This is a genomic window from Mucilaginibacter sp. OK283 (assembly GCF_900110415.1).
GTDB lineage: Bacteria > Bacteroidota > Bacteroidia > Sphingobacteriales > Sphingobacteriaceae > Mucilaginibacter.
In genome coordinates this window covers 445,306-457,986 of sequence record NZ_FODR01000001.1, presented here as the reverse complement: position 1 = coordinate 457,986, position 12,681 = coordinate 445,306, and the positions used below count along the sequence as shown (strand labels likewise).

General features: G+C 43.2%; 12 protein-coding genes and 1 riboswitch. Of the genes, 9 read left to right on the top strand and 3 right to left on the bottom strand.

What is annotated here, in order from left to right:
- Positions 1–2: 2 nt before the first annotated feature.
- The 3 genes from BMX56_RS02020 to thiS are packed head-to-tail and all read right to left on the bottom strand — an operon-like array spanning position 3 to position 2,710.
- Entirely contained in the window at positions 3–602 is a 600-nt protein-coding gene (locus BMX56_RS02020) for a thiamine phosphate synthase (RefSeq protein ID WP_090639806.1), read from the bottom strand.
- 4 nt (positions 603–606) lie between these two features.
- Positions 607–2,490 carry a phosphomethylpyrimidine synthase ThiC gene (thiC, locus tag BMX56_RS02015; protein WP_090639804.1) on the bottom strand — a complete coding sequence of 628 codons (1,884 nt, stop codon included), beginning with the start codon at positions 2,488–2,490 and terminating at the stop codon, positions 607–609.
- A 16-nt stretch (positions 2,491–2,506) separates the two neighbouring features.
- Positions 2,507–2,710, bottom strand: a complete 204-nt coding sequence (thiS, locus tag BMX56_RS02010) for a sulfur carrier protein ThiS (RefSeq protein ID WP_090639802.1) — start codon at positions 2,708–2,710, stop codon at positions 2,507–2,509.
- Positions 2,711–2,766: 56 nt separating this feature from the next.
- Positions 2,767–2,854: riboswitch (TPP riboswitch) on the bottom strand.
- A gap of 309 nt (positions 2,855–3,163) precedes the next feature.
- On the opposite strand from thiS, the gene mnmH reads away from it, so the two are divergent.
- From mnmH to BMX56_RS29995, 9 genes are all read left to right on the top strand, one after another.
- Positions 3,164–4,216: a tRNA 2-selenouridine(34) synthase MnmH gene (mnmH, locus tag BMX56_RS02000; RefSeq protein ID WP_090639798.1), complete on the top strand. Its 1,053-nt coding sequence runs from the start codon at positions 3,164–3,166 to the stop codon at positions 4,214–4,216.
- A complete protein-coding gene (selD, locus tag BMX56_RS01995) occupies positions 4,216–5,256 on the top strand; it encodes a selenide, water dikinase SelD (RefSeq protein ID WP_090639795.1) in 1,041 nt (346 codons plus the stop codon). Before mnmH ends, selD begins: the two co-directional genes overlap by 1 nt.
- Before the next feature lie 241 nt (positions 5,257–5,497).
- The gene (locus tag BMX56_RS01990) at positions 5,498–6,586 is read left to right on the top strand and encodes an MBL fold metallo-hydrolase (protein ID WP_177183683.1); all 1,089 of its coding nucleotides are present in this window, start codon (positions 5,498–5,500) and stop codon (positions 6,584–6,586) included.
- A gap of 1,125 nt (positions 6,587–7,711) precedes the next feature.
- A complete protein-coding gene (locus BMX56_RS01985) occupies positions 7,712–8,305 on the top strand; it encodes a Pvc16 family protein (RefSeq protein ID WP_090639790.1) in 594 nt (197 codons plus the stop codon).
- The gene (locus BMX56_RS01980) at positions 8,302–9,471 is read left to right on the top strand and encodes a hypothetical protein (protein WP_090639787.1); all 1,170 of its coding nucleotides are present in this window, start codon (positions 8,302–8,304) and stop codon (positions 9,469–9,471) included. The genes BMX56_RS01985 and BMX56_RS01980 overlap by 4 nt, the downstream gene beginning before the upstream one ends.
- 20 nt (positions 9,472–9,491) lie before the next feature.
- Positions 9,492–11,528 carry a phage tail sheath family protein gene (locus tag BMX56_RS30450; protein ID WP_090639784.1) on the top strand — a complete coding sequence of 679 codons (2,037 nt, stop codon included), beginning with the start codon at positions 9,492–9,494 and terminating at the stop codon, positions 11,526–11,528.
- Between the two features lie 53 nt (positions 11,529–11,581).
- Positions 11,582–12,007 carry a phage tail protein gene (locus BMX56_RS01970; protein WP_090639777.1) on the top strand — a complete coding sequence of 142 codons (426 nt, stop codon included), beginning with the start codon at positions 11,582–11,584 and terminating at the stop codon, positions 12,005–12,007.
- Positions 12,008–12,029: 22 nt separating this feature from the next.
- Positions 12,030–12,497 carry a phage tail protein gene (locus tag BMX56_RS01965; protein ID WP_090639768.1) on the top strand — a complete coding sequence of 156 codons (468 nt, stop codon included), beginning with the start codon at positions 12,030–12,032 and terminating at the stop codon, positions 12,495–12,497.
- A 7-nt stretch (positions 12,498–12,504) separates the two neighbouring features.
- Positions 12,505–12,681 (top strand): DUF5908 family protein, encoded by a 177-nt coding sequence (locus BMX56_RS29995; protein WP_177183682.1) that lies wholly within the window; start codon positions 12,505–12,507, stop codon positions 12,679–12,681.

Genomic DNA, 12,681 nt, shown 5'->3' with positions numbered 1-12,681 from the left:
ATTTATGCTGGTAGATTTTCTTTTAATTGTTTAAAGCGTTCTAAGGCTTCGTCCGGTTCATTCCAAAGCGTACCCAAAACGGCCGCACCATCAAAACACATCGCTTTAACATTTGCTAAGTTGGATAGCTTTACTCCCCCCAAAGCAATTACTTTGGATTTGATATTGGTTTTATCCAGTTTAAAATCAGCGCCCAACTTACTTTGATAGCCGGGCTTGGACACGCTATCAAACACCGGCCCGTAAAAAACATAGTCAAAAGGCGTTAAACCGGGAAGCCCCGAAATATCATGAGCAGAAGTGCTTAGCGTAAATCCGTCATCCAATTTACTTTGCCATTGTATTGTGTTTGATGCTTCCCTTGCCCTTTCGGTATAATGCAGCCTTTTGATCCCGTAATCAGCTGCTATTTCGTGAAATTGGTGCAGGGCAATCCGTTCATAAAAACGGGGTGCTATCCCGTTCAATAATTTTTTTACGGTTTGCACGTCGCTTTCGGGTTTACGCAAATGAAAGTATTTCAAACCCGCTATAAACAGCTTGTTGATGAGGCTACTTTCATCGGCAACCGCAGCCGGGTTTGAAATAACAATTAATTCCATGTTTCTACAGGTAAATTTCGCTGCCTTTTTGCAGAAATTCTTTCGATTTTTCTTCCATGCCTTTGGATACTGCGTCGGCTTCGCCCATGCCGTTTTCTTTGGCGTAGTCGCGCACATCCTGTGTAATTTTCATCGAGCAGAAGTTAGGGCCGCACATGGAGCAGAAATGGGCAATCTTGGCGCCATCCGCAGGCAGGGTTTCATCATGAAACTCCCTGGCCGTATCGGGGTCAAGCGATAAATTGAACTGATCTTCCCAGCGAAATTCAAAACGCGCTTTGCTTAAGGCGTTGTCGCGGTATTGGGCCCCCGGATGCCCTTTAGCCAGGTCGGCTGCGTGAGCGGCAATTTTATAAGTAATTACGCCATCCTTAACATCTTTTTTATTAGGCAAGCCCAAATGCTCTTTGGGTGTAACATAACAAAGCATCGCCGTACCAAACCAGCCAATCATGGCAGCACCAATAGCAGAAGTGATATGGTCATAACCAGGTGCAATATCTGTGGTGAGCGGGCCTAAAGTATAAAACGGTGCTTCGCCGCAGTGCGCCAACTGTTTATCCATATTTTCTTTGATCATATGCATCGGGATGTGGCCCGGGCCTTCAATAATGGTTTGTACATCGTGCTTCCAGGCAATCTTGGTCAGTTCGCCCAAAGTTTCCAGTTCGCCAAATTGCGCAGCGTCATTAGCATCGGCAATACAACCGGGCCTTAGGCCATCACCTAAAGAAAATGCCACATCGTAGGCTTTCATGATCTCACATATCTCTTCAAAATGTGTGTACAGGAAATTCTCTTTATGATGGGCCAGGCACCATTTGGCCATAATAGAGCCGCCACGCGATACAATACCGGTAATCCTTTTAGCGGTAAGAGGCACATAACGCAGCAAAACGCCCGCGTGGATGGTAAAATAATCTACACCCTGCTCAGCTTGCTCTATTAACGTATCCCTAAAAAGTTCCCAGGTGAGGTCTTCGGCCTTGCCATTTACTTTTTCCAGGGCCTGGTAAATAGGGACGGTACCAATTGGAACAGGCGAGTTTCGGATGATCCATTCGCGGGTTTCGTGTATGTTTTTACCGGTGGAAAGGTCCATAATGGTATCGGCGCCCCAGCGGCAGGCCCATACGGTTTTTTCTACTTCTTCTTCAATACTGGAAGTAACTGCAGAGTTACCTATGTTGGCATTGATCTTTACCAGGAAATTACGCCCGATGATCATCGGTTCGCTTTCAGGGTGGTTAATATTGGATGGGATAACCGCGCGGCCGCAGGCTACTTCCTGGCGTACAAACTCCGGCGTAATATAGCCTTTGGGGGTATTGGCGCCAAAGCTTTGGCCCGGATGCTGATGAGACATCACCGCATATTGCCCGTTCAACTGTTCCTTTAATAAATCTATGCGCTGGTTCTCGCGGATAGCGATGTATTCCATTTCCGGGGTAATAATCCCTTTTCGGGCATAATGCATTTGTGATACATTCATGCCCGGTTTGGCCTTATAGGGTTTGCTGATGTGCGCAAACCTTAACGTGTCCAGCTTTTGATCATTGGCACGCAGATTTCCATAATCGGAGGAAATTGCTTGTAATTGCTCCACATCGCCCCGGCCAACAATCCATTGCTCGCGCAGTCTTGGCAAGCCTTGTTTCACATCAATTTCGATATCAGGGTCGGTAAAGGGGCCGCTTGTATCATAAATGGTGACTGGGGCGTTCGGTTCAGTTTCGCCAAACCTGCCGTGAAGTTTGGTTTCGCTGAGCACAACCTCGCGCATCGCGACTTGAATATTATGGATTTGTCCTTTGACATAGATTTTGCGCGAGGCCGGGAAAGGCGTTCGGCTGATTACTTGTTCTCCTGGAGTTTTTTCAGTTTTCATGTGTTGAGTGTATATTTTATCCGCCTTGGGTTGCTTTGATAATGGTAATATAATCGCCGGGGTTTAAAAGGTGAGTAGCCCAATTGGCTTTAGGGACGATTTCCTGGTTCACCGCAATAGCGATGCCTTTGGCCGGCTGCGTAAGAACAGTGGCAATCATTTGCTGCAAGGAGCAGGCATCAGAAACGGAATAATTTTGTTGATTTACGGTAATTTCCATCCTGTTTAAATTTTAAACGATAGGAATGGACCCGTTGGAGGATTGGTAAACAACCTTAAGGTTGCTCTACTTTTCCCTTCGGCAGTACTAACTGCATCAGGTTCAAAGGGTATTTCTCAGCGCAAGGCACCCCTAAAGTTTTTTGTAAAGGTATAAAGTATTTGGTATTTAATTTACTTTTTTATTCTGTTACTGATTTATATCATTATTAATTTGATGATGGAGGTATGTTGATTGATTTTGTTCATCAGCTATTTAAAATCGGTTCAATGGCCTCCGGAAATTTCAACAGGTGTTCAAAGAATCTGTTCTCTGGACTACTTAAACAAAATCAAAAAGGGGCTCTGGTCGTAACGGGGATCCGCGGAAGTATCCTAATGATAATTACGCTTAGTTTGCGCGACGCCATGTTTTAATTTGAAATGTGCTGTATCTTTAGCCCATTCTTTACCCATGATCCGGAATATTAGCATAAACGATTTTATAAAGTTAAGTGAACCTGTTCCTCTGGCTGACGTACGTACCCCTGCTGAGTTTGAACAGGGGCATGTTCCGGGTGCTTTTAACCTCCCTTTATTTAGTAATGAGGAAAGGGTTAAAGTGGGTACTACCTATAAACAGGTTGGACGGGAAGAAGCGATTCTTTTGGGGTTTGACCTTACCGGCTCCAAATGGTCGGGCTTTATCAAACAGGCACTGGAAATAGCACCGGATAAAAAAATCGGGGTTCATTGCTGGCGGGGTGGTATGCGCAGCGGCGCCATGGCCTGGGCCCTTAACCTGTACGGTTTTGACGTATATCTTATTGAGGGTGGCTATAAAAAATACCGGGGTTGGGTACATCAGCAGTTTGAAGCATCATATCGGCTTTCGATACTCGGCGGAATGACTGGTTCCGGAAAAACAAAGATACTTCACAGCCTTAAAGCTATTGGCGAACAGGTCATCGATCTGGAAGATCTGGCACAACACCAGGGTTCATCATACGGCACCATGAATAAAATGGTTCAGCCAACCCAGGAACAGTTTGAAAACAACCTGGCCCACCAGTTAAAAGACTTAGATAGGCAGCATAAAATATGGGTGGAAGACGAAAGCCTTACCATTGGCAAGCGCTCTGTCCCTAACCCTTTCTGGTATCAGATGCGCAGTGCGGCTATGATCGACATCAGGGTTGATTTACAGCAACGCATTGCTTCATTAGCTATTGAATATGGCGGTTTGGATAAAGATTTCCTGATGGAATGCACAGAACGTATCCGCAAACGCCTCGGCCCGGAACAAACCAAGCATGCAATAATTGCCATACAGGAAAACCGCATGGAAGATTTTATCGGCATTGTATTGGTATACTATGATAAAACTTACCGTACAGGATTGTCCAAACGTAATCCAAACCTGGTATTCTCACTGGAAATCACCGGTAATGACGTTTCAACTCATGCCCAACAAATTCTGATTTTTACTCATACTGTTCCTGTAACAGAACAGGTTACCCCATCTTAATGGAAACTACAGCAATAAAACTAACCCAATATTCGCACGGCGCAGGCTGCGGCTGCAAGATCAGCCCTGCTATTCTTGACAAGATTTTGCATAGCCCAATAGCTCCAATCCCGGATGCAAAGCTATTGGTAGGTAACGACAAACGCGACGATGCCGCTGTGCTTGATCTGGGTAACGGTACAGCGCTAATTTCCACAACCGATTTTTTTATGCCGATTGTGGATGATGCTTACGATTTTGGCCGCATCGCGTCGGCTAATGCCATCAGCGATGTGTATGCGATGGGCGGTAAACCTGTGCTCGCCATTGCCATATTAGGATGGCCCATTGACAAATTACCGCCGGAGGTGGCCCAAAAAGTTTTAGAAGGCTCAAGGGCTATTTGCGCCGAAGCTGGCATTACATTAGCAGGCGGCCATAGTATCGATTGCCCCGAACCTGTATTCGGTTTGGCGGTTAATGGTATGGTTAATATCCCGCAGCTTAAACAAAACTCAACAGCTACTGCCGGCTGCTGGCTTTACCTGACCAAAGCTTTGGGTGTTGGTATTTTATCAACTGCCCAAAAGCGGGGTGTATTATTACCGGAAGATGCAGCTATCGCTTTAAAAAGCATGACCACTTTGAATAAGCTGGGAGAAGTTTTCGGACAGATGGACTATGTCAAGGCCATGACCGACGTTACCGGTTTTGGCTTATTGGGTCACCTTTCTGAAATGTGTGAAGGCAGCGGATTATCTGCTGTTATCGAATTTGACAAAGTACCGGTAATCCCATCGTTAGCCGGCTATTTAGAACAAAAATGCTTTCCCGGCGGCACGCAACGTAACTGGAACAGCTACGGAAGTAAAATAGGCTCCCTGACCGAAGACCAGAAATACATCTTGGCCGATCCTCAAACAAGCGGCGGTTTGCTGGTAGCTGTTGAGGAAGACAACACAAAAGAATTTGAAGCTAAATTATCAGGTCTCGGAGTTCAAATAAAACCTATTGGATGGTTAAAAGAAAAAAGTGACGGACCGCTGATAACAATCGCGTAATTCTTTTTTTAGGTAATTCAAGGAATTTTGTCAAAGCTTTTTTGCAGAGGCCTTTGTAATTGATGCTAAGTATTGTTTAATAGGAAGCCTGCTATTCGAGGAGTCTGAAATGAGCTAAGCAGATCGCCGCTCCATTATTCAAAGGTTCGATTTTCCCTTTTAGTTACTAAGGTGGCGTTACCTGTTTTGCCCTGGATGAAATAATTAGTGAACATGAAGCGTTATGTGTGTTTATAAAGGCATGAAATACTGGTGTTTGAGGATAGGGATGGCAGCACTGTTGCTAACAGCGGCTGTAGGTTGTGGTATGGTAAAGTCGATGGGTAAAAATCCGGATGGCGAGGAGCTTGGCCGGTTAGAGGCATTGTCTAACTACAAAAATGGTAGTTTCGAAAATTTGGCTGAACGTTCTGACTCGACGGTAAAGAGTAAATGGCTTTTTTTACACAGCCGCCCTAAAACCATCCGACCCTCTCATGCGCTGCCCTGGGTTAAAACTAATTTGAATACATTGGCCGCCCCGGCGCCAACCATCGTGTGGTTTGGGCATTCCTCCTTGCTCATCAAAACCGGGCAGGGCAATATACTCATCGATCCTATTTTTAGCAACCATGTCGGGCCGGTGCCTGGGCTGATTAAGGCATTTCAAGGCACTATGAATTATCACGCAGAGGATATGCCGCCAATTGATGTGCTGATCATTTCACATGATCACTACGATCACCTGGATTATCGTACCCTGAAAAAATTGAGAAACCATATTAAAATGGCAGTAGTGCCGATGGGAGTAGGTGCGGATTTGGTGTACTGGGGATTTGATCCCAAAAAGATCATCGAACTGAATTGGAGCCAGTCGGTTACGCTACCTGGTGGCCTGAGGATTACCGCTACCCCGGCGCAGCACCGCAGTAACCGAAGTTACGCTAATGAAAACAAAACACTTTGGGCATCTTATGTGATACAGGCAAACCAGTACCGGCTGTTTTACAGTGGTGATAGTGGTTATGGTCCGCTGTTTAAACAAATAGGCCAGCAATACGGCCCATTTGATCTGGCGCTGCTGGAATGCGGACAGTACAGTCCGAATTGGCCATGGACACACCTGCAACTTGGGCAAACCGCACAGGCTGCTGTTGACCTGCAGGCTTGTTTGATACAACCTATCCATTGGGGCAAATTTGTCGAAGCCAATCACCCCTGGAACGAACCTATAGAAAAACTCCTGCCGGCTGCTGAAAAGCTGGGCGTCGAGGTGAACGTTCCGCGTATCGGGGAGCCCTATACGTTAGGTGATACGCTACGGACCAAAGTATGGTGGGATTTTAATTAATTGGGGCGCTGATGGCCTCACGGTAGCTTATGCCTCGGGAACCTGACATGAGAGCTCCTACGGCTCATTCCGGACTTTGATTTTTTTAGCTTGCCGATCTTTTAACTCTTCCGGAAGCATGCTCAATATCCCTTCCCTACCGAACACAGCAAAATGTATATTATGCATCAAAACGTAACAAAGATGAGCAAAATTAGGTGTGTACTTAGAGGAAATAACGAAGCCCTTAAGTTGGCTGATTAGCTATTAGAAAAGGAAATAATATCAAATTAATATACACCCAGCCTAATCATTAGTTAAATAAGAAGCGTATTTAAAAAGATGGTTCTTATCGAAATTTGAAATAAATTATCCTAAATCTACCATTCGCGGTGTTTTATTTTACGCAAAGTTAAAAAACATGCGACACCTGTTATTTCAAAAGAAAAACATCAAAATTGGCTGTTTTCGCAAGCGTAGAAATACGCAATTTTTTATTTTTTTTTCAAGTGGTTATACGCTTGCTAATCACCTAACAGCCAGCTACATTTATTAAAATTTTACAAGCAAAATTTTATAACTACCAAAAACCGAAAAACATCTAAATTTTGAATACATGAAAGCTCCTGGAGAATAAACAACTATCCCTCCGCTAAAAGCTTAGCGGTTTGCGATAAACTCATCCACGTGCGCAGTATAGGAAATCAAGAAACAAACCCAGTTAAAGCAAAACGCTTTGTATCCGGTAAATATCCGGAAGAGCATATGCATTTTAAACCGGGCACAATTTTTACCTCCTTTATGTGTATTGGATAAAAGGTAACGACCAATTATTTATTCAAATAACATCATATAACTAATACTATAAGTTTCCAAAACAACTTCTGAGTGATTTGATCAGGCCATGAGTTTGAAGAAATTAATAGGTGCAAGGGCTGGCAGTTGGTTTCTCTTTAACTGCCGGGGTGGGGAAAATACCTAATTAAACTGAACTATTGTAAAGCTATTCTATTTTGATTTTTGGGGTATAAGGCCCCATTGGTCTGCTATGCATATGCAAATTTTTAAGGGGTTAGGTTTTAGCTCTTACATATTTTTAATAACCTGGGCCTGTAACAGCCTTATTTAAACTAAAAATCCACATTAATGATAAACGAAACTTTTAAGTTCCTTACCGAGGAATTGAACAAGTACTTAAGTCAAAAAATGAGTGTCATCACCGACCAGCGTGTGGTATGGGGCAATGTGGGCAAGGCATTGGATAATGATAGCGCAGGCCATAATTTACTAAACGGCAAAGCTATTGTAAGCCTAATAAATGTAGAAGAAGACAGGGTTGCCAAACAGCAGGAAAACTTTATCAAAACGGATAGCGGCGTCACTTATAAAAACCCGCCCCTTTACCTTAACCTTTATGTGTTAATTTCTGTTAACCGCGCGGATTATGGAGACGCTTTAAAATGGCTGGCTTTTATTATCCAGTTTTTCCAAAATCAAAACGTGTTTACACCAGGCAGCTATCCCAACCTTGATATCAGGATCCAAAGATTAATAGCCGACCTGTATACCGTAAATTTTGAACAGCTAAATCAGATCTGGAGTATCCTGGGAGGTAAATACTTACCATCGGTATTGTATAAAATCAGGCAGGTAACCATTGATGAAGATGCAATTGATTACGAAAGTGGCTTTATTAAACAAGTTGATATTAATGAAACAATAAAATTCCCTGTCTCATGAGTATAAACTACGAAATTGTATTTACGGTGGAAATGCTGAACGATTATTTTTTCAGCCAGCAGTGTACCGCACTTGATATTGTTGCGGCAGATGATACTATTAATGTATTGAAAGGGCAGCAGATGCTTTGCAAAATAATTGGCAATAAATTTATAACTATCAATAAAATAGATGATACGGGCAAACCTTATGTCACCCTCGATAAATCAAGAATATTGCGCTTCTACATCACCATCAATGATACCAATTTCATAAACTACAGTAATATCAATTATCAGCCCGCGGATGCCGGCAAATATTATTTCACTAACATTAATCAAACCAAATTAGGTACTGTATTATATCTTCACCAGGCAATTGACAAGTATGATAATTCACAAAACTACTCTATAGGCAACTTAGCTGCTGATAACACAAATAATGTTTTTGAAGCCATAAAGGCCAGCGATAGCGGCAACAAACACGCGTTAACCGAAACTGCCTATTGGCTGCCGAAAGGAAAGGCGCAGTTTGTAAATAACAGAGACGGGCTACTGTTTACCGGCAGCAACTACACAGCAGCTGCCGCTTCGGCAACAGATTTTACTATAAATATTTACGGGCTTAAAACCAGCAACAATACCTACAGTGTTTTAATACGCACAGCAACGCAGCATTATGAATCGGCACAAACCTCGGTCCCGGTGGATTTGTCTGGCCTGCCTTTTGGGAAGTACAAAGTCTCGGTAAACACATCCGACAGCTTTATTTACTATGATGAGATAGCTGTAAAGCAAAATATTTTAGGTGTTATCGAAATCTTTAATCATTTACCGGCGGGTAATAATTTTTCATTGTTTGACGCTTTGGGAGCGTCTAAACAAAGCAAATTTACATTGCGCTTTGCAAACCGCAGCGCAGTTTGGCGGTATTATACCCGCACAACAGATGTAGATGTTATTAAAGATACGGCTTCGGTTTACACTTTTAATTCGGTTGCGGCAAGTAAGGTCTTTACATCCGCCGTTCCAATTCCATTAAAGGAGCGGCCTATTACAACCATATCGGCCCATGGTACTAAACTTGGCAATGTTGCCCCGCTTGCCAACCCCGGGGTAAACCGGGTAAACCAAATTATGCAAAACGGAGAAATATATTACTGTATAGAAAAGCACTTAAATTTTTAAAAAAGTAAAACTTAAATCAAATGGCAGCATCTTACAAAACACCGGGTGTCTATATCGAAGAGATATCAAAATTCCCGCCTTCGGTAGCGGAGGTTGACACAGCCATACCCGTATTTATAGGGTATACCCAGCAGGCTATAAAAAATGGCAACTCATTAACCAACATTCCAACTAAAATTTCGTCGCTACTGGAGTACGAGCAGCTTTTTGGAGTTGGCTTTGCCCCTCTTGAGGTTAAGGTAGTGCTTGATCAGAATAATAACTACGCATTAAAATCTATCGAGATTGATCAGGACAAGCGTTTTTATATGTATGATAGCGTGCATTTGTTTTACGATAACGGCGGCAACGAATGCTACATAGTTTCTGTTGGGCAATACACAACGGCTGGCAGTGTAAATGCCGTAAGCATAGTCAATATGAACACCGGCCTGGCTGCTGTTGAAAAGGAAGATGAACCTACTATAATACTTTTCCCTGATGCTTGCGCATTCAATACCGAATCTGATTTTTATGGCCTTCAGCAGGCAGCACTTATGCAATCTGCTAAGCTTCAGGATAGGGTATCGGTATTAGATTTATATGAACGAAAGGCCGTTGATATAAATACTCCCGTCGCCAATTTCAGAAGTTATGTTGGTATAAACAATTTAAGCTATGGCATGGCTTATACTCCCTGGATCTATTCCAGTTTTAATAAAGTCATAAATTACGATCAGTTTCATGATAGTGATACATCGGTTAGTCATTCCCACCACGGAGTTTTCCAGGCTGATGGAACTACAAAAATCACCAACCTGGCTACGCTAACTTCCGACAGCGGTTTAAACTCGTTAGTTACAACTTTGGAAAATGCGCTTGGAGATGTGGCGTTAATAAAAAGCAAAATAACGACATTGATAACGCCGGCGGTTTCTTTAGATGACGCCTACAAAGCAAAAGTGAACACTTTGCTTACTTCATCCAGCGATGCGGAGATTAAGACAAATATGTTAGCCCTGTTTGCATTTGTCAAAAGCATCGTTCTTGGTGTGGAAAATGCCTGGGACAGTAGTACATATTTTAAAGGAGCGTTGTTAACCAATGATGTAAAATCGTACAGCGCGTCTGAAAATTTGTGGCGGGGAGCAGTAAAAGCCTTGCTCGGTGTCGAAAAAAACGCCACCACTTTAGTACTTGATGCAGAAGCCAGTATTGACGCCAGCTATACTTTTAACACCGGGAGCACCTGGTTGGGTGCAGCTGTGGCCACCATCGGATCAAATAACGCTGATTATACATTAGCCGGTACGGCAACCAAAAAAGATGAAGTAACATTAATAGCGGGCGACGTTACCAAAGCTTTCAACAAGCTGTCGGCCTTTGTTAATACAGTACTTAGCGCAGCCAACAACTATGCATCAATAGCCCAGGATAATTTATACAATAACCACCCAATTATAGGCAACATCGTAAATACCATTAAAAAAGAGCTGAACAGGATACCTCCAAGTGGTGCCGTTGCAGGTATTTATGCCCGTGTAGATGCTGCCAGAGGCGTATGGAAAGCCCCGGCAAATGAAAGTATCAACTCGGTAACAGGGCCTGTTTATGCAATCAGCAATGATGAGCAGGCTAACCTCAATATTGATCCTGTCGCCGGTAAATCAATAAATGCCATAAGGGCCTTTACAGGTAAAGGTATTTTGGTTTGGGGGGCACGCACACTGGCTGGCAACAGCAATGATTATCGCTACATAAGTGTACGCCGTTTTTTAGTAATGGTTGAGGAAAGCAGTAAAAATGCTGCAGGAGGTTTCGTGTTTGAACCGAATGACGCCAATACATGGGCAAAAGTACAGGGTATGCTCGAGAATTTCCTTACGCTGCAATGGCGTGCCGGTGCGCTACAGGGCGCTAAGCCAAGCGATGCATTCTTTGTATCGGTAGGCTTAAACAAAACCATGAGTGCGCTTGATATACTTGAAGGCCGTATGATAGTTGAAATAGGTATGGCCATCGTACATCCGGCTGAGTTTATTATCCTCCGTTTTAGCCAGTTAATGGCCCAGAGTTAATAATTAATTCAGCTCAAACAAACAAAATTAAAAACCATTAAAACCTTTAAAAAATGGCATACCCTCTTACCAAGTTCCATTTCGTAATTGAATGGGGTGGATCACGCGTTGGCTTCACAGAAGCTACAGGCCTTGATAAACAAATAGAAATAATTGAATATCGCGAAGGCAATAGCCCCAACTATAATAAATCAAAAATGCCCGGGCTCCATAAGTTCAGCAACATAACCCTTAAACGGGGCACCATGGAGGGCGACAAAGACTTTTACCTGTGGATTAATACCGTTAACCTTAATAAGGTTGAAAGGCGTGACATTACCATAAGCTTGTTAAACGAATTGCACACACCGGTAATCAGCTGGAAAGTAATAAACGCTTTCCCGGTAAAAGTACAGGCAAGCGACCTTAAAGCAGATGGTAACGAAGTAGCGATAGAAACGCTTGAGTTGGCTCATGAAGGCTTTGATGTTCTGTTATAGTTAAACCAGCAAACGTATAACTATGGCGGTCAGCAGTTCAAATTCAACCAGCGCGGGTGGGTATTATCCGCCTGTAGGCTTTCATTTTAAGGTGGAGTTTGTTGGTATTGGTAATGATAACGATGTGCGTTTTCAATCGGTAGGCGGGCTTAGTGTTGAGTACGATTCAGAATCGTACAAAGAAGGAGGCGAAAACCGGTACGAGCATAAACTGCCTGTCAGGACCAAATATGCCGATTTGAGCCTTAAAAGGGGGATGCTGGTAAACAGCGCTGTGATTGACTGGTGTAAGAAAGCGTTCCAGGAGCGGAAATTCACAGTAGCACAGATCAACGTTACCTTGATGAACGAAGAACATCAGCCTTTAAAAACCTGGAATGTATTTGGGGCCTGGCCAAAAAAGTGGTCGGTATCTGACTTTAACGCTCAGGAAAACAGCTTGGTAATTGAAAGCCTGGATATAAGCTACAGTTATTTTACGGTTAATTAAATGAATTATGCCAATTGAGATAAGGGAATTAACTATAAAAGTAACGGTTGATCAGCCTGATCCGCAGGAAAAACAATCGACAGGAGGCGGCCAGGGCGAAGGCTCAAAGGACGATAAGGATGCCATATTGTCGCAATGCGTGGAGCAGGTGTTAAATATCATACAAAGCAAAAAGGAGCGCTAA